Source organism: Oenococcus sp. (genome assembly GCF_047725585.1).
Lineage (GTDB): Bacteria > Bacillota > Bacilli > Lactobacillales > Lactobacillaceae > Oenococcus > Oenococcus kitaharae_A.
The window spans coordinates 204,734-228,108 of record NZ_JBDNNF010000001.1; the positions used below are offsets into that span (position 1 = coordinate 204,734).

Sequence of the window (23,375 nt, forward strand, 5' to 3'; positions counted from 1 at the left end):
AATGAAAAAAAATTGATTAAGCTTCCCGGGCGATCGTTTGCCAATCGTCCATATAGACAAATCCGACGGCCTTTTCTCCTGTATGTACACCGATCAAAGGACCGATCGTGATCAAGTCGCTTCGCAAATCCGGATAGGCTTCTTTAAAAGCCGCCTGCCACTTTGTCGTCAGCTCACGGTTGTTGGCATCAGCCAAAAGCACGCGGACTGGTTCGTCAAAACTGGGACGATCCAACTCAAAGCGTTTTAATACCCAATCCCAAGCGCGCTTCAGATGCCTTTCTTTGGCAATCGCCACGATTTTGCCTTCGTCATTAAAAGTCAGAATCGGCTTGATATTCAAAAGCCCAGCCACCAAAGCAATACCACCGGCAAGACGCCCAGTCCGTTTTAAATGGCTGATATCATCCACAATGATAAAGACGTGGGTCGAATTGCGCAGGCGGGCGACTTTTTTCATAATCGCCTCTCGCGTCTTGCCTTGTGCCGCCAGATCAGCTGCCATCAATGCCTGCACGCCAGAAACCATAATCGTAAAACGCGAATCCCAGACTAAAATATCCAAGCCTTCGTAATCGGCGGCCAGATTGACGGCCAGATTATAAAAACCGGAGATACCGCTGGACATAGTCATAAAAATAGCCTGCTGATAGCCATCGGCTTTGACTTGATCAAAAGTCTTCAGTACATCGGCCGGGCTGGCCATGGATGTTGACGGCATCTCTTTGGCTGCATTCATATCTTTAAAAAACTTGGCCGGGCTGCTCCAGTCCGAATCGTATCTGACTTTACCATTGAACAGGATCGGGGTCGGAATGACATAGATACTGTATTTTTTTTCGTCTTCTTTGGAAATGTAAAAAGTGCTATCAACAATAATAGCGATGTTTTTTGCCATTTCAGTCCTCCAATGATTTATAGTCTTGTGCCCAGATAAAGCCGACAGCTTTCTCGCCCGTGTGGACGCCGATCAAAGGACCGATAATGCCACGCTCAAAAACAATATCCGGCCATAGTGCCTTGCCTTTTTTCACCCAAGAATCAGCCAGCGCCGGATTATCAGCATCGACAATCGTCACGCGCATGGGCCAGTTCGAATGAGCATAGCCTTCAACAATTTTACCGAAATTTTCCTCGATATACTTCCAAGCACCGGTCATTTTCCGCTCTTTAGCAACGGCGACAATCTTGCCCTCTTTACTAGGGTCGATATTTAAGATCGGCTTGATACTCAGCAGCCCGGCGATTAGGGCCTGGCCGCCGGAAAGACGGCCGGTCCGCTGCAGGTGTTTGATCGAATCAACCACAAAGAAGACGCTGGTCCGGTCTCTTAGCAGCCTGAGCTTTTCCAGAATATCTGCCATCTGCCAGCCTTTTTCTGCCAGATCAGATGCCAATAAAGCCTGATTGCCGGCACCCATGGTCGCAATCCGCGAATCCCAGACATGGACATCTAAATCCGGATACTGTGCCGCTGCGGCAAAAGCCGCTTGATAAGTGCCGGAAAAGCCTGAGGACAAGGTAACTAAAACAGCTTGATCGTAGCCGTCTTTTTTAACCTGATCAAAGATCGCCATCAAATCCCCGATCGAAGGCTGGCTGGTCGTCGGCTGCGCAGAGCTGGTCGCCATCTGTTTGTAAAAAGCCGCATTCACGGGCCAGTGAGATTCGTGATACACTTTGCGGCCAAACAGCACAGGGTTATCAGCCACGTAAATGTGTTTGGCCAACTGGATTTCATGAGGAATATAACTGGAACTATCAACAATGATGGCAATCTTGCTCATAAATTAAAATCTCCATTCAGAATCTAAGAAAGTTTCGCTAGAAAAAAGGGTCATAAGCTATTCTAACCCACTTGTTAAAAATCGTGATCCAAAAAAAGCACAGGTAAACTGTGAGCCTTTTCATTTGGAAACAAAAACAGTCTGCCCTTTTAATAGGCAAACTGCTATGTCAGACTTATGGTTTAGGCTTTTTTATCGACTGCATGGCCGCCGAATTCGTGACGCAAAGCAGCCACCACTTTACCTGTAAAGGTATCATCCTGCATGGAACGGTAACGCATCATCAATGACAAGGCAATTACCGGTGTCGGAATGCGCAAATCCATGGCTTCTTCCATGGTCCACTTGCCCTCACCCGAAGAGTGCATGCGTCCAGCGATGTCGTCAAGATGCGGATCTTTAGAGAAGGCATCTTCGGCCAGTTCCATCAGCCAACCACGGATAACCGAACCGTGATTCCATAATTTGGCAACGGCTTGATAATCATAATCGAATTGTGAAGCTTCCAGCACTTCGAAACCTTCAGCAATCGCCTGCATTTCGCCGTACTCGATACCGTTATGCACCATCTTCAAGTAATGGCCGGATCCAAGCTTACCGGTATATAGATAGCCATCTTTTTCAGAAATGGCTTTAAACAATGGCTCAATCGTCTTCCAGGCTTCAGGATCATCTCCGCCGATCATGAAGTTGCCGCCTTGACGTGCGCCTTCCATTCCGCCCGAAGTACCGGCATCAAAGAATTTAATCCCGGCTTTGGTCGTGCGGACGTTTTGTTCCAAATTATCTTTGAAGTTGGAATTCCCACCGTCGATTAAGATATCACCAGCGTCCATCTTGCTGATCAAGTCATCGATGGTCGAGTTGGTTGGTTTGCCAGCTGGTACCATCACCCAAATGATGCGCGGGCTTTCCAGCTTGTCGACTAATTCCTGCGTGTCTTTAGCGGCTTGGGCGCCGTAGTCGACCGCTTCTTTGACTGATGCCGGGTTCAAATCCAAGCCAACGACTGAAATATCGTGGTCAATCATGTTCTTAACTAAATTCAGGCCCATCTTGCCAAGGCCGATCATACCAATTTTCATCTCTGCTCCTGCTCCTAATGTCCTTTATTATTTTATGAAATTAATTTACTCATATCAAGTAATTTAATGTAAAATATTTACATAGAGGTAAATCATGAATAATGTCGCAGAAGCAATTCGTTCACAATACCAGCAGCTCCATCCGGGCGAGAAAAAAATTGCCGATTATATTTTGGCTAATCAAGAGACGGTTGCTGATGCCACGATTCAGGGCCTGTCACACAAAATCGGTACCTCAACCGCGTCCATTTCCCGTTTTGCCCGTCATATCGGCTACCCGAATTTCCGTGATTTTCTGATCGCTTTATCAGCCGGAAGAAAAAGCAGCAGCTCGGATTTTTTCACAGAGATCAAGCAGGAAGACCAAAGCGAACAGATCGTGAAAAAACTGTTTTCTGCCGGTGTCTCGGCGCTAACGGCCACAGCCGCCAAATTAGACATGGCTGATTTGAACAAAGTCGTCGATTGGCTGGTCTCGTCATCGAAGATCGGTTTTTTCGGCATCGGCGGCTCGTCAATTGTCGCTTTTAACGCCTATCACAAATTTTTACGCACGAATCTGAATATCGTCAGCCATCCGGACTATGATATCCAAATCATGCAGGCCGCTCATCTGACCAGCCGCGATCTTGGCATTGTTATCAGCCATTCCGGCCGAAATCAAGACACCTTGTTAGTAGAAAACAAATTGCGGGAAAACGGCTCAAAAATCGTTGCCATTACTGCCTTTCCAGAGTCACCGATTGCTAAAAACGCGGATATCGTTTTAAACTCCTACTCTGAGGAGGTAAATTTCCGCCAGGAATCCATGAGTTCTTTGGTCGCACAAATTACAATTATCGACACGCTGTTTACGCTGGTCGGCCATCGCTTGAATAAAGAGACGGACCAAGTCATCGGCGCCATGCGGCACGTGATTGAGCAGACACGCGTGCGCAAATAGTTTTGTCTATCAGAAAATTGATAAAATATAGCTGTAAATCCGATTTAGGTCGGATTGGATAAGAGGACGATTATGCCGCAAACATATCATTGGGCAATTGTTGGTCTCGGCCATATCGCCGAGAGTTTTGCAAAAGCGTTTCAATCGGATGAAGGGCAGCTTTATGCAGTCTGCTCGCGGTCTATCGAAAAAGCCGAAGCTTTCGCTGCGGCTCATAAGATTCCTAAGGCTTATGGCAGCTTGGATGACTTATTGGGCGATCCAGTCGTGGATATCGTTTACGTGGCCACGCCGCATAATTTTCATATCCAGACGATTCTGCCGGCCTTAAAAGCCGGTAAACATGTTCTCAGTGAAAAAGCTATCACGATGACCAGTTCGGAATTGGCGTCAGCCGTCGACTTGGCCGATAAGCAGCAGCTGGTCTTAGCAGAAGCGATGACCGTTTATCACATGCCTCTCTATGCCGAACTGCATCAATTTGCCAAAGACCGTCAATTAGGCGGACTGAAAATGATTCAAGTCAGTTTCGGCAGCTATAAAGAGGCTGATCCAAGCAATCGCTTTTTCAATCCGCAATTGGCGGGCGGTGCTTTATTAGACATCGGCGTCTATGCCTTGGCTTTTGCAGCGGAATTTTTAAAGGGCCGGCCCCAGATGACAGGTACGAGCATGCATCGCTTTATCAGCGGTGTCGATGAGTCTTCAACTATTGCCCTGCGGACAGATCAGGATGAATTAGCCAACCTGTCGCTGACCTTTCGCGCCAAAATGCCAAAAATGGGTATCGCCGCTTATGAACACGGCTATTTGACGGTCACCGATTTTCCTAGAGCTGACCAGGCTGTTTTCACGAGTACAGACGGCAGCACTGAGCTTATTAAGGCTGGCGACAGCAAACTGGCTATGGCTTATGAAATTCATGATTTTCAGGAAATGGTGGCCGGGCGAGAAAGCAATCACAGCCTGAAAAAAACAGAGACGGTCATGCGCCTGATGACTGAAGTCCGCAATCAATGGGATTTTCGTTATCCCTTTGAAAAATGAGTACAAAAAAAGCAGCCAAGGCTGCTTTTTTAATTGAGTGATTAATAACCGCTGCTGCTTTGGCTGCTGTTCGCACCACCACTTAGCAGCGTGGAGATAATTGCGAAAATAACCTGATAAATAATCAGATATGAGCCAAGGAGCCACATTCCTGAGTAAAGCCAGAAATAACGCTTATAGAGGCCTTTTTTGGCAACTGATACGACCGTTTTTTTGGCCGCTGCCGGCTTATCTGTACTGTCTGCCTTAGCCGTTTTGACTGCTGGTGCAGCTGCCTGGTCCAAACCAAAACCGTGTGCGCGGATGAAGAATCCGCCCCAGATCAGGGCAATTCCGAGTCCAAGGAACAAAATCTGCTGCAAAATGATGTACAACCAATCAATGATGGTTATCCATATATTAATATTTGACATGTGTCTTCCTTTCGAACAACTTCTTTATTCTAACAAACGGTTTGAGATTTACTTAAAATACAGATTAAGAAACTTCTGGACTTCTGCTTGATAGGCTGCCGTATGCTGGCCAAAGGCTTGTACATGGCCGGAACCGTCACCGATCCATAATTGTTTTCTCGGATCCGGATCAGCTTTATAGAGGCTGTAGACCATGCGTGTCGGTACGTAAGTATCAGCACCGCCATGCATAAAAAGCATCGGGCGCGTATTTTTGGCCAATTGTTTGACTGTGCTTGCCTCCTGATAGGAATATCCGGCAATATATTGTGAAAACAGGCTGACAGTCGGAATAATCGGGTCTTTAGGCAGGTGATACATTTGTTTGGCCTGATAAGCCACCTCGTCTTCAACACTGCTGTAGCCGGAATCTTCGATAATCGCCCGCACATTGGCCGGCAGCGAATCGCCAGAAAGCATGGCTACGGTTGCACCGCCCATGGAAATACCAAAAGGCACAATCTCAACATTCTTATTTTGTGCCACTAGATACCGGATCCAGGCTTCGACATCATTTTTATCCAGCCAGCCAAAACCGACAAAATTCCCCTGCGACTGGCCGTGACCGCGATTATCGACAGTCAGTGTATTGTAGCCCAGCCGGTAGAACATATCGGCGTAGCCTTTCATACCAGTCTTATTGCTGCGAAAACCATGCACGACAATCACAGTCTTATTAGTCGGACGAGCAGCAGGCAGATAATCAGCATCCAAGGCCAGGCCGCGATTTTGAATCGTCAATTGCCGGCCGGATTGGCTAAAACGCTGCTGAAAATCATCAACATAAGGCCTCGAAGTCGGTGTGAGCCCTTCGTATGTATAATCGCGATTATTATGATTATTGCGAATCTCGGCAACATTAAAGAAATAGGCACAAGCCGCAATATAGACAACTATAAGTAAAATAAAAATTCTAAATAACCAACGTAACATCCGTTTAAATATACCATTCTATTTATATTTTTCTTCTAATCCGCCCATCCACCAGCCAAGCAGCCAACCCAAAGCAAACATCACCAGAGCCAAAATTCCCTGCATCAAATCCAGCTGGCCATAATCGGCGACAGGCGGCAGCACGATCAACAGCGTCGAAGCAAGCACGATGCCCAAAATCGCGTGATAAAGTTTGCTGTAATAATGATCCAAAATTGCCGCCACTAGACGGGAAAACAGTGCTAACGCCAGCAGTGCGCCAATCGCCATCGGGAAAAAAACTGACAGGCTGCCAGCTTTAAAAGCCGTAATCATCGGATCAAACAAGCCTAACAACAACAGAAAATTCGATGGGCTCAAGCCGGGAATAATAATCCCTAGCGCAATCAAAGCACCGGCTAATAACCAGCTAGCAAAATTAGCCGGCAGCTGCCCGAATAGATTATCCATGTTAGCCAAAAAAGCCAGCGACACAATAAAAGCTAGTGTCAAGACCAACCAATCGGACTTGCCACGGCCGTTTTGCCCAGCCTGTTTATATAAGGACGGCACCGTTCCAAGAATTGCACCAGCAAAGGCCCACATAACAATCAGGTTATAGTTGGCAAGCAGCCAACCAATCGGATTAGCCAAGGCAATAATGCCGGCCAGCGCGCCGATCCCAACCGGCAGAAAATAGCGGACGTTTAACCAAAAATGTTTCAGGGGATGAGCCATAAAGGCCAGCAAACGTTCATAAATACCTAAAATGGCGGCTAGGACACCGCCGGAAACGCCCGGAAGGATAAATCCCAGAGCAATAAAGACACCTTTGAAAAAACGGAGCAGGTAATCGAGAATCGGGTTAACAGCAGACTTATTTTTCACTATATTTTATTCTCTCATATCTGGAGACGAACAAAGGTGCGCGTTTAATAAGCAGGCTTTTCCTGATAAGATAGAGGCATGTTTCCAGAGAGACTCAGAGCTTTGCGGCGCGGTAAAGGGATCACCTTAAAACAGCTCGCAAAAGCATTAAATCGGAATTTGACCAAGGGCGAATCAAAGAACACAGAATCCCAGATCGGCAATTGGGAACGCGGCGAGAGAAACCCGAATTACCTTGAAGTCAAAAAATTGGCCGATTATTTTGATGTCTCGATGGATTATTTGGTCGGCCGCTACAATAACGATCAGGTTGACTTGGCTAAGGCCATGATCACGACTTCTAAGCTGACCTATAACGATACGCCGCTGGACAATAACGACAAATACGAAATTCTCCAACTGGTTTCCGGCTATCTGCACGCTCGCGGACGCCGTTCGACCGGTGATTTGCTAAATATCGATCATCAAGAGACTCTGGATTTATTCGACAACCACAATGGCTTTTAATCTGGAGACTTACATCCCCCGCCTCAAAGCCTGCCGGGATTATTTTGCCAAACTTTATTCTGTCAGCGATCTAATTGATGCGCTGCTTTTTTCTGATCTGGCCATCAGCCGGCAAAAACTTCCGGAAAGTCTGCCTGAGCTGGCCTTATCTGATTCGATGATGGTCGATATCCAGGATTTTTTGTCCAAACAGATTACAGCCGGCATGTCGGAACTGGAAATCCAGCAAAAAGTCCGCCCCGCTGAAGAACTGGATCAATTACTGGGCGACTACCGTCAGTATCTGATCGAACGTTACGGTATGTTTGCCTATATCGCCAAACCCTGGATTAATGACTTATATACCTACCTGGATGGCCGGCCGGCGCTGGAAATTATGGCCGGCAACGGCTTTTTGACTGCTGGATTGCGGCAATTACAGATTGATTACCCAATCACGGCCACTGACAATTTCGATTGGAAACTCATGGACCGGCAGATAACACCGATTACAAAAGTCGTCAAGATGGATGCCTCGGCTGCTGTCGAATATTATTTAAAAGATGTCGAGGTGATTGTATTGTCCTGGTCACCCCAGCACGCTAATTCGGACTGGCTGATTTTAAATTTCCTGCGTGTCCATCATTTCTTTAATCGCGGTGGTGAATTGATCGTGATCGGTGAGAAAAACGGCGTCACAAATTCCAAAAAATTCTGGCAGCAGGCTCAATTGAGCGTTCCGGTTTTGCTCAACCAAAATTGGCCGCGTTTTGACTTGGTCAAAGATCAAGTCTTTACTGTGAAATAATCTGGCGCAGTTTGCCGCGATAGGCACTAATATAGGATCCGGAAAATAGATGAGCATGCACCATTAAGTAATAAAGCTGATAGAACATCAGGCGTTGATCGACACCGGTTTGAAAAGGTCGGATACTCTGGTAACCCGCATAAAAATCACGCGTAAAACCGCCAAAAACAGTCGTAATTCCGATATCAAATTCGCTATCGCCGTAATAAACATCCGGATCAATGAAAATCGGTTCGCCATTATCGGCATCGAACATAAAATTGCCTGCCCAAAAATCACCATGAAGCAGGCTGGGTTGAACTTGGCGTTTTGCCATTAACTTGCGGAAAATCGAAATTGCCTGATTATAAGCCGCGTCATCCTGCCATTTGCCTTCGGAAATTAAGAGACGGCGCAAGACATTCAGGCGTTGTTCGATAAAAAAATTGGTCCAATCAGACTGCCAGCTGTTGATTTTGATTGTTTTTCCGGCTTTAAAATCGCTATCCAAGCCAAATTTATGGTTCGGACTCGTGATCGCGTGAATCTTGGCTAACCCCTGGCCCAGCGCGTATTGATTGCCGCTGTTAGTTGTGTGCAGGTACTCTAATAAGAGCCACTGATCTTTGCCGACTTCACCCAAAGCAAGTACCTTAGACACACGGGCAGCCTGGCCTAATAAATGCAGCCCATCGGCTTCGTGCTGGAAAAATTCCGGCACTGATTTGGGCTGGACTTTAAGAAAATAGTGCCGCCCTTGACTGTCGGTCAAAGCATAAGCCCGATTGATGTCGCCGCCATGGACTTCTTGGAAATCAACGACTGGCGAATCTGTCGGTACTTTTTGCAAAAATTCTCGACTTAAAGTAAACATACTTTCATGATAAACATTTTCAATAGGCAGAAAAGCACATAAAAAAAGACGATCCGAAGATCGTCTAGTTTGGCTTTGCAGCTTTACGTTAGCTGCTAACGACAATTGTTACCAATTGCATCCACGTACTGTTAGTCCAGCAGCCTAGCAACTTCCACAAGATCCTAGGCGGCGGCGGAAATGCGTTCCTTGAGATTAAACTCAGCCGTCCGTGTTAGAAACGCGCCGTAGCAAACGTTTCCTCGACTCATCGCATCGAATAATAGTATATCACACACGACGCTTTTTGAACGCACGCAGTAACTTGGCCAGCGGTTTGCCATCATCATAATTCAGCGCATTGCGTGCATAAATACCAGATGCAAAACGCAGCATAATGGCAATCGTGATTACTTCCAAGCCGAAGGCGACCAGGCCATCCAAAGTTGTGGCCGAACCGACTGACATTCTAACCGGCATCACCGATTGGCTGAAGAAAGGAACGAAAGAAATAATTTTAAAAATTGGCGTGTTGGCTGCGGCCAAAGCTGCATAACCCAGGAAATAAGGCACAATCGCCACCCACATGACCGTCGAAGTCGATTGCGGTACATCTTCTTGGCGGCTGACCATTGAAGCAAAGACAGCTGCCAAAATAATATAGATGACAATAGCTCCGATCGTAATCAAAGAAGTCGAGATGATATAGCCGCTTCCCAGCTGCGACCAATCGATTAGATTGAGAAAACGTGCATAGCCGAATGGTCCAGCTAGCATAACGGCAATCACAGCTAAGATGGCATAGAAAATCAACTGGAAAATAAATAGCGAGACAATTGCAATCACCTTGCCGGCAAAATGCTGACGGGCAGGAACGGCCGCCAAGATACTGTCGAGGATCCGTGACCCTTTTTCCGTCCCCACTTCACTACCAGTCATCTGGACATAGACGGTCAGGAAGATGAAGATCGCGACCAAGGCAAACTGAGCAAAAGCATAACGCACGCCGCGATTTGTATTATCGTTGCTGGTACCGCCGTTTGTCACAGAAACATAACGGCTGTTAATCACGGCCGGGCTGGACAAGAAACTAACTTGCTCCGCTGTCAAATTCAAGCTGCTGATAGCAGATTGCACTTTCAGATTCGTGATCGCCTGACGGACCGTGTCGGCATCAATGGTGGCATCGGATTTATTGTTCGATACCAAAGTTGCCTTGGCATAGTCGCTGGAAACTGTCAGATAAGCATCAATGTGTTCTTTGGAGAGGCTTTTTCTTGCTTGAGCAGCTGTGTCCTGACGACGGACATCAGCCTGCCCTTTCAGTGAGGCTCTGATTGCCTGCACCTGCTGTCTGTTAGCGACAACGCCTAATGATGGCTTGTTATCAGAAATCGAATTCGTGACCAAAGCCGCAATACCGATACCGACAAGAATGAAAATAAAGGGCGACAGCAGCATCCAATAATAGGCCGGGCTTTTCAGATTTTTGAGAAAAACGTGTTTGGCTACAATCCAGGTCTTATTCATGAGTAAGTCCCTCCTTTTCGGCCTCGTCAATGGCATCCTGACCGATTTTCATCTTGAAAATTTGTTCCAAAGTTGGCGGTTGTTGATCAAACGCTGTGATATAGCCGTTTTTAGTCGCCAGCTCAAAGACTTGGCGTCCGACTTTTGGATCCGATAAAGTCACCTGCAGGCCGCCGGCATAATCCTCGACACTGACAACGCCTGGAATTGCAGATAGCTCGGCTTTTGTTGCAGGCGATTCCAAATAAATCATGGTCCGGCCAAAGGACTGGCGGACTTGACCGGTCTCACCATTTAAGACAACGTGGCCGCGATTAAGCATAATCACATCGTCAGCGATCGCCGAGACATTATTCATGTCATGTGATGAGTAAATAATCGCGGCGCCATTCTTTTTCTGTTCAACAATAATATCCAATAAAATCTGCGCGTTGACCGGATCCAAACCGCTGAACGGTTCGTCTAAAATAATTAATTTTGGTTCATGAATCAAGGCTGTGATCAGCTGGACTTTTTGCTGATTTCCTTTTGACAGCTTTTTGACTTTATCAGTCAGCTTGCCTTTAACATCAAATTTATCCATCCACTGCTGCATTTTCGGCCGGATTTCCTGGCGCGATTTACCATGCAGTTCAGCAAAGTAAAAAATCTGTTCGCCGATTTTCACATCCGGGTACAAGCCGCGTTCTTCCGGCAGAAAGCCAATCTCATTCATGACCTGGCTGTCAATTTTGCGGCCGTTCCAGGTAATCTGGCCGGAATCCGCTTCGATAAAGTTCAGGATCATCTTAAAGGTCGTGGATTTCCCAGCGCCGTTTTGACCGATTAATCCTAGAATCCGGCCATCGGCCAGTTCCCAAGACTCGTCGACAACCGCGCGAAGATCCCCGAAGGTCTTGCTGATATTTTCGAGTTTTAACATATCGCTCCTCTGAAACAAGTTTGATATCATAATAATAGCATATTAATACCACTGCTTGCTTTAAAAGCGCCAAAGAAAAAAGTCACTTTTTCGTGGCTTTTTTTCTTGTTGTTTTCTTGGCTGCGGCCTTTTTTGGTTTAGCTTCAGCTGCAGTATCTTTCTCTTCTTCTTTGGGCACTGGCGCAACCCAATTCTTTTCGATCTCAAAAAATGCCTCGATCTGATCGTTTAATTGGGTTAGATCATCCAATTGGACAATTTTCATTTTGGAATTGCTGATTTTCTCCGATTCGAATATCAAGTAGGTATGAACTGGAAGCTGAGCATCAGGATGGATCAGCTTGCGATATTCATTTTTATATCTCAAAGGCAGGATATAAGGTGCCAGCTCTAAAGAAATTGTCTGTCCGCCGCCTTCGACGCCACCGGCGATTTGTACTTCGCTGCGGTTAATCTGTGTGGAATCAAAGTTGCCTTCTAATGTATCAGCGACAGCTTGTGTATATTTGTCAGCTGGAAAGGAAATCACGGCATAGTTTTGGCCGTCAATCAAATCCAGTATTGTTTGTCCTAAAATTTCAGTCATCTGCTCCATTCTAACAAAATGTTAGAATGACACTTGTGCAAAAGACAAAATCATCAAGTTCAGACCATTTGGATAAAGATCATATTCTGATTATGATCGCATTAGGCATTTTCACTTTTATGAGCGTTCTGGACGGCTCAATTGTGAATATTGCCCTGCCCTCAATCTCAAAAGATCTGGCCATTCCGCTAAACCAGGCAACTTGGACTGTGATTGTTTATTTAATCGTGATCTCGGGTCTATTGCTGCTGTTCGGCCGTATGGGAGATGTTTTTGGTAAAATCAAAATCTTTAAAATCGGTACGATCATCTTCACAATTGGTTCCTTTTTAGCCGGCATTTCCCGTTTCGGCCTCTACTTCTTGCTAGCAGCGCGTGTCGTACAAGCTGTGGGCGCTTCAATGACCATGTCGACAAGTTTTGGAATCACGACCTCTAATTTCCCAGCCAGCATGCGGGCACGAGCCATGTCTGTGATCGGGATGTTCGTCTCCTTGGGCGCAATTGCCGGTCCAGCTATCGGTGGCGCCATCCTGAGTATCTTCAATTGGACTTTCATTTTTTGGGTAAACGTGCCGATCGGTTTGATCGCCATCGTGATCGGTATCAAATATTTTCCGCAAGATGCGATTGCCCAGCCCAACGAAAAAATCGACTACAGTGGTTCAACACTTTTCTTCTCCTTTGTCGCTGTTTTCTTCTTAGCGATTAATGCCGCCGAGGTAGTTGGTTTCCAAGATATTTGGGTCATCATCGGCTTGGTCGTGGCCCTTTTGCTTTTAGCAGCCTTCATCAAAGTCGAGAATTTAATCAAGTTTCCAATGATCAAACTCGAAATTTTCAAAAACCAGCTTTATTCCATTTCTTTGACAACGGCTTTTCTCGTCTTTGCGGTGAACTCCTATACAAATATCCTGATGCCCTTTTATTTGCAGGATCTTCGCGGCCTGACACCGGGTCAATCCGGCCTGATTTTAATGGCCTTTCCGATTGCCAATTTTATTTTTTCGCCGATTTCCGGATGGGCCGGCGACAAATTTGATAAAGAACTGATTACATTAATCGGTTTAGCCGGACTAATGCTCAGCCAGGTTGGCTACTTATTGATCAACGGCGGCTCACCCTATCTATTAATTATCCTGACCTTGATTGCAAACGGGACTTCGGCCGCCATCTTCCAGTCACCTAATAACGCTTTGACAATGAGTACAGTTCCCAAGCCTTTGTTAGGCATTGCCGGATCTGTCACCGCTTTAGCCAGAAATATTGGTTTTATTGTCGGCAATACATTTGCCACAACCATGCTGTTTCTCGGTATGAGTCATCTGGCCGGACGACGTGTTTTAAATTATCTGCCTGCACATCCTGATTATTTTCTGCAAGCCATGCACTGGAGCTTTATATTCGCCGCGGTCTTGGCTTTGGTAGCTTTTGTCCTGACCCTGTACCGCATGCTGAAACGACAAGTTCTCCAAAAATATATTGCTAAAAATTAACATTTTCACCCTTAGCATGCTTTAATGGAAACATGTATTATTCAAACGGGGAGTATTTTGAACTGACATTCAAACAAAAACTCTCGTATTTCTTTATCTCACTGGTCATTATTTCTTTGGGAAACGGCTTATCGATTGCTGCTGCCATGGGGGCAGCCCCTTGGTCGGCCTCTGCTGTTAATCTAGCCAATGTCACGCATCTGCCTACGATGCTTTTTTTAGCTATTGAGGCGATATTGGCGGCCGTTGTCAATCTTTTTTTGGTTGAGCATATCAATTGGCAAAGGACTTGCGGCAATATCATTTTTGGTCTGCTGTTCAGTCTGTTTGTGGCGGAATTTGCCAATCTGTTTCGTCCCTTATTTGTCGGTCTGGCCACCATTCCTAAAGTGATCATCGATCTGTTCGGTATTTGGTGCATCGGCATCGGCATTTCTGTGATTCAGCGCGCTAATTTCGTACTTCATCCCTTGGATAACTTGACAAACGTGGCCCGTTTTAAATTCTTCCATGGGTCGGCGCCATTAGGCCAATTATCCAATTTCGTGATCGCCGTCAGCATCTCGCTGGTTTGCTGGGCAATGTCGGGCCAGCTGCTGAGCTATGGTATCGGCACAGCCTACTGTTTCTTCCTGCAAGGCAATAATATTGCTTGGGGAGACCGGCACCTGTTCAAGCATCTTTTACATATTGATCCGACCAAAATATAAAAAAAGCTTCAGGCAATTTAACGCCTGAAGCTTTTTTTATTGGAAACAGCATCAGCTTAATCAGCACTTTTGCTGGTGTCCCAATGTTGTTTGATGAAATGGTCACGCTGCATATCCTGTAACGCCATGCGTGCTTGATGGTATTTGTAAAAATCTTGATGATAATCTTCAGCATCCCAGAAAGTCTGGGCATCTTCAATTGTTGTCACGATCGGGTCATCGCCAAATGTCCCTGAAGCAGCTAATTGTTTTTTAGAAGCCTCAGCAATTTGGCGCTGTTCTGGTGAATTGACAAAGATGACCGGTCGATAATTATCGCCGCGATCTTGGAATTGGCCACCCGCATCCGTGGGATCAGTCACTTGCCAATAAAGTTCGACCAGTTTTTCATAAGACATTTTTGCTGGATCGAACCAGATTTTAACTGCTTCGGTATGACCGGTCGTGTGTGACGAGACCTGCTCATAAGTGGGGTTGTCGACATGGCCGCCTGTATAGCCGGAACGCACTTTGATAATACCAGGAAGTGAATCAAAGGGTTCGACCATGCACCAGAAACAACCGCCGGCAAAGATAGCCGTTTGAATTTCGTCTGTCATAGAGCCTCCTTCAATGGAACGGATTCCAAAATCGTCCGCCATTGACAATTATCAGGATAAACCCAAAAATCACAATTAACAAGACAAACGACAAGACGGCCCAGTCGAGTGCTTTCAGTTTCTCAGAGAAATACCAGCTGCGTCTCTTTTTGGCACCAAAACGGCGTAGTTCCATAGCTTGGCTGACAGATTCAATCCGATCAATCGAGCTTAACAATAAGGGCACAAGAATGGCCGAAGCACCCTTCAAGCGTTTGAAAAATGGTGCTTTTTTAGAAATCTCGTTACCTTTGGCCTGCTGGGACAAGCTGATCTGGTGATATTCGCGTGTCACATCAGGAATATAACGCAAGGCCAACGAGACCGAATAACTGATTTTATAAGGAATGCCGATGCGGTTCAGGCTGGCTGCGAATTCAGATGGATTGGTTGTCAGCAGAAAAATCAAAGCCAGTGGAACAGCTACGATATATTCCAGGCCAATGTTGACCAAATACAACAATTCCTGCTGTGTCAAAGCGAAATAGCCGCTGCCCAATAAAATATCTTTGGATTGATAAATCTGACTGCCATAATTTGGCGCAAGGACATAAATCATGACCAGATTAATAGCCATAAACACAAGCACCAGCTTCATCAAAGCGGCCACTTCTGACATTTTCACGCGACTGATTTTCAGCAAAATCAAAGATAGAATCACAAGAAAAATCAGAAAACGTGTGTCTAAAACGATCATGGCAATGCCAGACAGCAGCACAAAACCCAGCAGTTTACTGGCACCGCTGCAACGATCCAGCCAAGTTCCACGATTTTTATAAGCCAAGCTAAAAGAATTATCAGCCACGAGTCATCTCCTCTTGTACCAGCCTTTTAGATAAAGCAACAGCATCTAGACCAGTCGATTCAGCTAAATCGTAAAGACTGGTCGGAGCAAGCGAGGCGCGTTTTAATAGGGCCGGATCATTGAGCAGTTCGGCCGGTGCCATGTCAGCAATCACCTGTCCGTCTACGAGTGCAATGGCACGATCTGTGTATTCCAGCATCAGGTGCATGTCGTGTGTGATCACAATGATCGAACAATCTTGTGTGCGATTCAGTTCTGCCACAAAATTCATCAGTGATCGGTAGTTGAGATAGTCCTGTCCAGCAGTCGGTTCGTCTAATATGAGCACTCTCGGCGCAAGTACCAGCACTGAAGCAATTGTGACACGTTTTTTCTGGCCAAAGCTCAAAGCTGAAATCGGCCAATGACGCATATTATCCAAGCCGGCTACTTCCAGCATGGTCCGTGTCTTAGCCTGGATCTGGTCATCAGACAGGCCACGCAATTTTAGCCCGTAAGCCACTTCATCGTAAACGATATTCTGGCTGATCATCTGATTTGGATCTTGAAGCACGTAGCCAATTTTATCGGCCCGTTCTTTGACTGACTGGCCATCTAGGGGCTGGTTATCAAACAAAATCCGGCCGCTATCAGGCTTCAAAAAGCCGGTCACAAGATTGGAAAATGTCGATTTGCCTGACCCGTTTTTCCCAACGATGGCGGTCATCTGCCCAGCAGGAAATGTCAGGTTCAAATCAGAAAACACAGCCTGTTTCGGGTAAGCAAAAGATAAATGCTGAATGGATAGAATAGGCTCCCTGGATTTTTTAGTCTTGTCGGGCTGTTTTTTCTCAAGCCAGACACTCAGCTGACGCTTGATTGCCTGGTGATCCAGTGAGGCTAAATCCGTAATATGTGCGATTTTGTTTAAATCCACGCCGGCATCGCGCATGGCTGTGATATATAAAGGTTCACGAAGGCCGGCCGAAATGACTGCAGCACTTGTTAAGACACGATCGGGTATATCATTTGCAATAATTTTGCCATGATCAATCACTAAAAGCTTGTCTGCTTGAATCCTCAAGGCTTCTTCCAAACGGTGTTCAATAATAATCACAGTCAAGCCGAGCTTCTTTTGCAGATCGGCAATCAATTGAATCGCCAAACGGCCGGAAGCCGGATCTAAATTAGCCAGTGGTTCATCAAACAGCAAAATTTTACTGTCGGAACTTAAAACACCGGCCATGCTGACACGTTGTTTTTGACCGCCAGAAAGTTCTTGAGGTGAATGTTTCTTCAGGGCTTCTAAATTTAATTCTTTTAACCAGTTCTCTGTTTGCGCAAGTAATTGGCTATGTTCTGTATTCTCATTCTCTAAAAGAAAAGCGGCGTCTTCAGCTACGGTCATGCCGACAAATTGGGCGTCCGTATCCTGCAGGACAGTACCGACTTCAAAAGAGAGCTGAAAAATATCCATTTTGGCAGCATCTTTGCCATTAATCAGAATACTGCCTGAATACTCACCAGGGACACTTTGCGGAATCAGGCCGTTAATCAAGTGGCCAATCGTTGTCTTGCCAGATCCTGAGGGGCCGGCGATAATGATTTTTTGCCCATAATCAAAAGCAAAGCTAACATTATGCAATGTAGCTTGGCTCTGAACACGATATTTAAAATTAACCTTTTGAAATTCGATCGCTGGCATGAATTATTTTTCAGACTTTAATGATCCGGTGCGAGTTCTCGTACGGCTGTATGCAACAAGCAGGATGCTTCCTACAATTGCAATGCCGACCATATTACCGATTCCGGCCCAAAAACCCTGAAGAAATACTTTAGCTGCTGGCTGGCGATAGACAACAATATCACCCAAAGGTGCAATCACAAACCAAGCAATCACGTTGGCAATCACCTGCCAGATATTGAAAAACCACAATTTTTTACTGGTCAATGTCTCTGTATCCAGCTTTAAATAGCGTTTTGCCAATCCAAGCAGCAGGCCCAAAACACCATCAGCAAAGACCCAAGTCCACCAGACGCCCCACCCGGCAACTGTGTCATTTAAGGCGTGACCGATAAATCCGACAAACAAACCGACAATCGGACCAAAAATAGCGCCGATCAAAGCCAGCCATGGCTCTGCTAAGTTAATCGTCGTATTTGCGACCGGCGTTGGAATAGCAACGAAACGCATCAAAACGAAAAAAACAGCAGTTCCGATACCAATAGCAACGACATCCCTGACGCTGATCCAACTCTTCTTCTTATCCTGCATCATCAATCTCCATTTTTAAAAATTATTGCGCAAACAAATCTACCGACATAACTTAGTAGACTGAATTAATATAAAACACATTGAAGCTGACTGCAAACTTATTCAGCTTTCGTCTGGTGCCTGGTTCTCCTGGCGTTTTTTCTCTCGATAAGCCTGGGCAAAATCTTCATGCGGCAAACGGTCCCAGAATTCCGGCTTATTCGTCTGACGCTGACGTGCAATCCCCATCGCGTGCTCGGCAACATCAGCTGTAATCGTCGATCCGGCTGCCGTAATTGCTTCTCTAGCGATGTCGACCGGCGCAATCAGTTTTGTATTGCTGCCGATAAAAGCATGGTCGCCGACCTTGGTAATGTGCTTATTTTTGCCATCGTAATTGACGAAAATCGTCCCTGCACCAATATTGACAGATTCGCCAATTCGAGCATCCCCGACATAGGTCAAATGGCCGATATGCGTATGGGCACCGATTTCAGCATTTTTTGTCTCGACAAAATTACCAATATGGACATCCGTACCTGTAACTGTCTTTTCACGCAAATGGGCATAGGGGCCAATTTCATTATCAGCACCAATCACAGAATCACGCTCAATCACGGTACCGGGTTTGATAACAGTGCCGGCACCGACGACGACATTGGCATCGATATAGGTGCTTTGCGGGTCAATCATCGAGACGCCATTGGCCATTAACTGTTCGTTGATGCGTTTGCGAGCCAGTTGATTAGCATCCGCCAATTGTTTTTGGTCATTAACGCCTAATAAATCGCGCCAGTCGTCTGCTTGAACAATTCGGGCACCAGGCAGCGCATCAGTCAGATAAAATTCTTTTTGCGCATTATTAGCTGTGACTTGTGAAATGGTGCGTTTAATATATTCTGTCCGAAAAAGATAAATGCCGGAATTGATCAGCTGAATTTGACGCTGGTCATCAGTGGCGTCTTTTTCTTCGACGATTTGTTCAACGACATTGCGTTGTCCAACAGGAATAATCCGGCCGTAACCAAAAGGATGCTTCAAAATTGTCGTCAAAACAGCCGCATCGAAGCCCTCGCCTTTTGCAACCAAATCAGCTAAAACATCACCTGTTACCAGCGGCATGTCACCGTTAATCACGAGAATTTTTTCGGCATCAACTTTAGAAAAAGCTGCCTGCAAAGCATCAGCAGACCCTAATTGCTGGGCTTGAACAACTGTCTCGTCAACATAAGATGCAAAATCTTCGCTCGCGGATTGAACCGCAATAATTTTATGCGGCTCAATTTTTCTCACAGCGCGGCAGACCCACTCTAAAATCGGCAGACCGGCAACCTCATGCAGCGGCTTGGGAAAATTATCTTTCATCCTGCTGCCCTTACCGGCCGCAAGAATGACTACATCAATTTCGGACACTTCGGTTTTCCCTTCCTCGGAATATATTTTCCTTGTAGTTGCCAATCTGCACTTTGATCACTTCACCGGAATCCAGATTTGTATCAACGTGCAAAAGCGACGTAAAATCATCTACCTGCCGCTGGCGGGCACGCCCTTCAGCAAACACAGCTACACCTTTAACGTGAGAATCGAATTCTTTAGCCAAGGTCTTCATGCCGTTGATCGTACCACCGGCTTTCATGAAGTCATCGACAATTAAGATATTTAATCCTGTCGGCAGGCTGCGGCGGGACAATTCCATTTTTTCAACATGTTTGGAAGAACCGGTCAGATAATTAACTGAAACAGTTGGGCCTTCGGTCACTTTATTTTCTCCGGAACGGACGATCACAAAAGGTACATTCAATTGAGCCGCAACAGCGGCTGCCATCGGAACACCCTTGGTCGCAGCTGTCATAACGGCTTGAATATCCATATCCAGATATTCGGTGGCAATAATGCGGCCGACTTGGCGCAAAATAGCCGGCTGACCTAAAAGATCAGACAAATAGACGTAGCCGCCTGGCAGAACACGGGTCTCATCGTTAACTTGTTTTAACATGTCGTTAACAAATTCGTCAGCTTCTCGCTCCAGAATATAAGGATAGAATTTAGCACCGCCAGCTGCACCAGGAATTGTCTCTAACAAGCCAACACCGCGCTCTTTCAGTGTTTTTTTTAAAATAGTCAAATCTTCGGAAATTGATGACTTAGCCGAAGAAAAACGATTGGCAAAAAAAGTCAGCGGGACCAATGTCCGCGGCCTTTCCATTAGATAACGGGTCATATCAACTAAACGTTCAGCTCGAGGTGTTTTCATAAATCTCCTTTCGCTAATATTCTACTAAAAAAAAATATAATTAACAGCAGATTCCGAACATTCGTCATTTCAAGCCGTCGGTTTTTCGGTTAGAATAAGGCTTATGAAAATCGTGAAATTTGGCGGAAGTTCTCTTGCAAACGGCGATCAAATCTTAAAAGTCATCAAGATTGTCAAAAGCGATCCGGCTCGGCGTGTCATTGTGGTTTCAGCTCCCGGAAAACGTTTTAGTGGTGATCGGAAAATTACGGATCTGCTTTTGGACTTGGCACAAGCTGTCTTAAATAGGGAAGACCCGCAGGATATCTATGACAGTATTTTCCAACGCTATGCCCAAATAGCGGCTTTTTTCAAATTGGATCCAGAAATTCTAACAGAATTGAAAACACATTTGTTCCAAATTACCCAAGCATCCTACCCTTCTGACGTTTTCTGCCAAGCTGCTTTATCAGCACAGGGCGAATATATGTCAGCCCGTTTAATCACGGCCGTCTTCAATCAAGTCGGACTAAAAGCGCGTATGCTGACACCGATGGCTATCGGGATGACTGTTTCCAAAGAAGCCAGAAATGCCCAGATTCTGCCGGCTTCCTATGCCAAAATCGCTCAGACAAAAATCGCTGACGACGAAATTATTATCTTCCCCGGCTTTTTTGGTATTACCAAAGACGGCTTGATCAACACTTTTTCTCGCGGCGGTTCTGATATTACGGGCGCAATTTTGGCTCGCGGGCTGGATGCCGATCTCTATGAAAACTTCACGGACGTCGATTCAATTTACGCGGTCAATCCAAAACTCGTCGACAATCCAGCACCGATTCATGAGATGACTTTTAGCGAGATGCGTGAGCTCAGTTATGCAGGTTTTGCCGTTTTCCACGATGAAGCTATTCTGCCGGCCATCGAAGGCAATATTCCGATTAATGTGAAAAACACGAACCATCCCGAAGCGGCCGGTACCATGATCGTCCCGCGCGCCAGGCTGACACACAAAAATAAAATCACAGGTATTGCCAGCGCCAATCATTTCCAGGCCATATACATCCATCGTTACCTGATTAATCGCCAAGTTGGTTTTACAGCAAGTATTTTAAAGATTCTCGCCGATCTGAATATCTCATATGAGCACATGCCCTCAGGAATTGACGACATCACGATTATTTTTGATAAAAAACAGCTTACAGGCGGCCGCAAAGAAAAACTGACACAGCGGATTCAAGAAGAAATTCAGCCCGACGCATTGGAATGGAAAAACGATTATGCGATTATCATGGTTGTCGGTGAGGGCTTGATTAATCGTGTCGGGGCTATGTCAGACGTCGTCGACCCTATGCGCGATGCCGGCGTCTCCTTGACCATGGTCAATCAGGGTGCTTCGGAAATTTCGATTATGCTGGGCGTCAAGCCTGAAGACGAGGCCAAAGCTGTCCGGGCCATTTATGACGCACACTTTGAAAACGGCCATGCAAAAAAAGAAGATTAAAGGCCAAGGCTGGCTTTTAAATCTTCTCCTAATTGATCAATTGTTAATTGTTCGTGAAAACGGACTTTTTTTGTAAACAAGTCTGCGATCGCAGCCGGCACAGGCAGCTTGGCAATTTGCGCGACTTGTTTGAGATTCGCGGCCGGATCATCAGCCGGCTTTTGGCCTAGTGCCGATAGGACAATTTCTGCAAACTTGAAAGGACTGGCCGTTGAAACAATTAATTGCTGCCGCTGAGTCGTAAACTGCTGATTTGCGTAAACAGCCACGGCCGTATGCGGATCCAATAAATAATCATGATCCCTGAAAGTCTCTTTGATCGTCTGGCTGGTCTGGTCAACATCAGCAAAAGCTGCGTTAAAAGACTGCTGCAGCAAGTCAAGGGTTTTGTCGTCGACTGTAAAGGTTTGCTTGTCAGCTAAATCGGCCATCCAGTGACGCGTCTTTTCAGCACCCGCAACATCAAAAAGCAGACGTTCCAGGTTGCTGGAGAGCAGAATATCCATGGCCGGGCTGGTCGTGACATGAAAATCGCGTTTGGCATTGTAAATTCCGCTGGCAAAAAAATCTGTCAGAACATGATTGGCATTGGAAGCGACTGTTAATTTGCCTAATGGCAAACCAAGCTTTTTAGCCCAGTAAGCCGCTAGAATATCACCAAAATTACCAGTTGGTACGGTCACGTCCAGTTTTTCACCAGACTTGAGACGACCGGATTTGAGCAGCTGCGCATAGGCATAGATATAGTAAATAACCTGTGCGACTAAGCGGCCAATGTTAATCGAATTGGCCGAAGAAAAACGCAAGCCGGCCGTCTGCATCTGTTTGGCCAATTCAGGATCCGCCAGCAGTTTTTTAACAACACGCTGAGCATCGTCAAAATTGCCTTCAACCGCCACAACATGCGCATTTTGACCTGGCGTTGTCGTCATTTGCTGACGCTGCAAAACCGAGACGCCAACTGATGGATAGTAAACAACAATCTGTGTCTGGCCGATATCGCTAAATCCTTGCAAGGCTGCACCGCCCGTGTCCCCAGAAGTGGCCGTCAGAATAACCAAAACATCCTTTTGGCCGGTCTTTTTAACAGCCGCCGTCAATAAATAAGGCAGCAGCGATAAAGCCATATCCTTAAAAGCCAGTGTTGGACCGTGAAAAAGCTCTAGAAGCTGTCGTTTGCCATCTAAGGCATGGACTTTGACGATCTCCGGCCTATCGAATTGTGCATAGGCTTGATGCAGAAAATCCGCTAGCTCTCCTTGGCTGAATTCGTCAAAAAAGGTCGAGAGAACCAGCTGCCCAATTTGAAAATAATCGGCTTTTGCCAACTGGTCCCAATTAAAATCAATCTTCGGGAAAGCTTGCGGCACATATAGGCCGCCGTCCGGCGCCAAACCGTTTATCAGCGCCTGCAGGCCGCTGACGGCCGGCGCATTGCCACGCGTACTTTGAAATTTCATATAACCTCTGCGGTCATA

At 46.0% G+C, this 23,375-nt stretch carries 24 protein-coding genes; 7 read left to right on the forward strand and 17 right to left on the reverse strand.

The genetic code is table 11. From position 1 onward, the window contains the following. Positions 1-16: 16 nt before the first annotated feature. The 3 genes from ABF487_RS00935 to gnd form a co-directional block, all read right to left on the reverse strand. Positions 17-898: a DegV family protein gene (locus ABF487_RS00935; protein WP_415634246.1), complete on the reverse strand. Its 882-nt coding sequence runs from the start codon at positions 896-898 to the stop codon at positions 17-19. A 1-nt stretch (position 899) separates the two neighbouring features. Then, positions 900-1,787: a DegV family protein gene (locus ABF487_RS00940; RefSeq protein ID WP_415632859.1), complete on the reverse strand. Its 888-nt coding sequence runs from the start codon at positions 1,785-1,787 to the stop codon at positions 900-902. Between the two features lie 182 nt (positions 1,788-1,969). Further along, positions 1,970-2,872, reverse strand: coding sequence for a phosphogluconate dehydrogenase (NAD(+)-dependent, decarboxylating) (gene gnd / locus ABF487_RS00945; protein WP_415625754.1), 903 nt, complete (start codon positions 2,870-2,872; stop codon positions 1,970-1,972). Between the two features lie 94 nt (positions 2,873-2,966). Here gnd and ABF487_RS00950 point away from each other — a divergent pair, with 94 nt between their 5' ends. Beyond that, positions 2,967-3,815 carry a MurR/RpiR family transcriptional regulator gene (locus ABF487_RS00950; RefSeq protein WP_263779553.1) on the forward strand — a complete coding sequence of 283 codons (849 nt, stop codon included), beginning with the start codon at positions 2,967-2,969 and terminating at the stop codon, positions 3,813-3,815. Positions 3,816-3,887: 72 nt separating this feature from the next. Next, positions 3,888-4,862, forward strand: a complete 975-nt coding sequence (locus ABF487_RS00955; RefSeq protein WP_415634247.1) for a Gfo/Idh/MocA family protein — start codon at positions 3,888-3,890, stop codon at positions 4,860-4,862. A 41-nt stretch (positions 4,863-4,903) separates the two neighbouring features. On the opposite strand, the gene ABF487_RS00960 is transcribed toward ABF487_RS00955, so the two are convergent. The 3 genes from ABF487_RS00960 to ABF487_RS00970 are packed head-to-tail and all read right to left on the reverse strand — an operon-like array spanning position 4,904 to position 7,114. Continuing rightward, entirely contained in the window at positions 4,904-5,275 is a 372-nt protein-coding gene (locus ABF487_RS00960; protein ID WP_263779551.1) for a hypothetical protein, read from the reverse strand. Positions 5,276-5,323: 48 nt separating this feature from the next. Beyond that, a complete protein-coding gene (locus ABF487_RS00965) occupies positions 5,324-6,247 on the reverse strand; it encodes an alpha/beta hydrolase (protein WP_415634248.1) in 924 nt (307 codons plus the stop codon). Positions 6,248-6,265: 18 nt separating this feature from the next. Further along, positions 6,266-7,114, reverse strand: coding sequence for a DUF368 domain-containing protein (locus ABF487_RS00970; protein ID WP_415634249.1), 849 nt, complete (start codon positions 7,112-7,114; stop codon positions 6,266-6,268). A 78-nt stretch (positions 7,115-7,192) separates the two neighbouring features. On the opposite strand from ABF487_RS00970, the gene ABF487_RS00975 reads away from it, so the two are divergent. Both ABF487_RS00975 and ABF487_RS00980 read left to right on the forward strand, forming a co-directional pair. Then, complete coding sequence (locus ABF487_RS00975; protein ID WP_263779548.1) at positions 7,193-7,621, forward strand: helix-turn-helix domain-containing protein; 429 nt, start codon at positions 7,193-7,195, stop codon at positions 7,619-7,621. Continuing rightward, complete coding sequence (locus tag ABF487_RS00980; RefSeq protein WP_415634250.1) at positions 7,611-8,408, forward strand: SAM-dependent methyltransferase; 798 nt, start codon at positions 7,611-7,613, stop codon at positions 8,406-8,408. Before ABF487_RS00975 ends, ABF487_RS00980 begins: the two co-directional genes overlap by 11 nt. Here ABF487_RS00980 and ABF487_RS00985 read toward each other — a convergent pair. From ABF487_RS00985 to ABF487_RS01000, 4 genes are all read right to left on the reverse strand, one after another. After that, entirely contained in the window at positions 8,395-9,261 is an 867-nt protein-coding gene (locus ABF487_RS00985) for a fructosamine kinase family protein (RefSeq protein WP_415634251.1), read from the reverse strand. The genes ABF487_RS00980 and ABF487_RS00985 overlap by 14 nt on opposite strands. A 270-nt stretch (positions 9,262-9,531) precedes the next feature. Beyond that, positions 9,532-10,770, reverse strand: a complete 1,239-nt coding sequence (locus ABF487_RS00990; RefSeq protein WP_415634252.1) for an ABC transporter permease — start codon at positions 10,768-10,770, stop codon at positions 9,532-9,534. Next, positions 10,763-11,692 (reverse strand): ABC transporter ATP-binding protein, encoded by a 930-nt coding sequence (locus tag ABF487_RS00995; RefSeq protein ID WP_263779544.1) that lies wholly within the window; start codon positions 11,690-11,692, stop codon positions 10,763-10,765. The genes ABF487_RS00990 and ABF487_RS00995 overlap by 8 nt, the downstream gene beginning before the upstream one ends. Before the next feature lie 82 nt (positions 11,693-11,774). Further along, positions 11,775-12,278 carry a hypothetical protein gene (locus tag ABF487_RS01000; RefSeq protein WP_263779543.1) on the reverse strand — a complete coding sequence of 168 codons (504 nt, stop codon included), beginning with the start codon at positions 12,276-12,278 and terminating at the stop codon, positions 11,775-11,777. Between the two features lie 92 nt (positions 12,279-12,370). Here ABF487_RS01000 and ABF487_RS01005 point away from each other — a divergent pair, with 92 nt between their 5' ends. Further along, positions 12,371-13,774, forward strand: a complete 1,404-nt coding sequence (locus tag ABF487_RS01005) for an MFS transporter (RefSeq protein WP_415634369.1) — start codon at positions 12,371-12,373, stop codon at positions 13,772-13,774. A 32-nt stretch (positions 13,775-13,806) separates the two neighbouring features. Next, positions 13,807-14,484 carry a hypothetical protein gene (locus ABF487_RS01010; protein WP_007744333.1) on the forward strand — a complete coding sequence of 226 codons (678 nt, stop codon included), beginning with the start codon at positions 13,807-13,809 and terminating at the stop codon, positions 14,482-14,484. Positions 14,485-14,540: 56 nt separating this feature from the next. Here ABF487_RS01010 and msrA read toward each other — a convergent pair whose 3' ends face one another. The 6 genes from msrA to purR all read right to left on the reverse strand — a co-directional run bounded on the left by msrA (position 14,541) and on the right by purR (position 20,414). After that, positions 14,541-15,083, reverse strand: a complete 543-nt coding sequence (msrA, locus tag ABF487_RS01015; protein WP_007744334.1) for a peptide-methionine (S)-S-oxide reductase MsrA — start codon at positions 15,081-15,083, stop codon at positions 14,541-14,543. Between the two features lie 10 nt (positions 15,084-15,093). After that, a complete protein-coding gene (locus ABF487_RS01020; protein ID WP_263779542.1) occupies positions 15,094-15,927 on the reverse strand; it encodes an energy-coupling factor transporter transmembrane component T family protein in 834 nt (277 codons plus the stop codon). After that, positions 15,920-17,611, reverse strand: a complete 1,692-nt coding sequence (locus tag ABF487_RS01025) for an ABC transporter ATP-binding protein (protein ID WP_007744336.1) — start codon at positions 17,609-17,611, stop codon at positions 15,920-15,922. Before ABF487_RS01025 ends, ABF487_RS01020 begins: the two co-directional genes overlap by 8 nt. 3 nt (positions 17,612-17,614) lie before the next feature. Beyond that, the gene (locus ABF487_RS01030; RefSeq protein WP_036593654.1) at positions 17,615-18,184 is read right to left on the reverse strand and encodes an ECF-type riboflavin transporter substrate-binding protein; all 570 of its coding nucleotides are present in this window, start codon (positions 18,182-18,184) and stop codon (positions 17,615-17,617) included. A 99-nt stretch (positions 18,185-18,283) separates the two neighbouring features. Beyond that, a complete protein-coding gene (locus ABF487_RS01035; protein WP_007744345.1) occupies positions 18,284-19,573 on the reverse strand; it encodes a bifunctional N-acetylglucosamine-1-phosphate uridyltransferase/glucosamine-1-phosphate acetyltransferase in 1,290 nt (429 codons plus the stop codon). Beyond that, on the reverse strand, positions 19,560-20,414 hold the full coding sequence (purR, locus tag ABF487_RS01040; protein WP_007744347.1) for a pur operon repressor: 855 nt from the start codon (positions 20,412-20,414) through the stop codon (positions 19,560-19,562). The genes ABF487_RS01035 and purR overlap by 14 nt, the downstream gene beginning before the upstream one ends. A 103-nt stretch (positions 20,415-20,517) precedes the next feature. Here purR and ABF487_RS01045 point away from each other — a divergent pair, with 103 nt between their 5' ends. Beyond that, complete coding sequence (locus ABF487_RS01045; protein ID WP_415634253.1) at positions 20,518-21,897, forward strand: aspartate kinase; 1,380 nt, start codon at positions 20,518-20,520, stop codon at positions 21,895-21,897. Here ABF487_RS01045 and thrC read toward each other — a convergent pair. Next, a complete protein-coding gene (gene thrC, locus ABF487_RS01050; RefSeq protein ID WP_415634254.1) occupies positions 21,894-23,357 on the reverse strand; it encodes a threonine synthase in 1,464 nt (487 codons plus the stop codon). The two genes, ABF487_RS01045 and thrC, sit on opposite strands and share 4 nt — an antisense overlap. Positions 23,358-23,375: the final 18 nt, after the last annotated feature.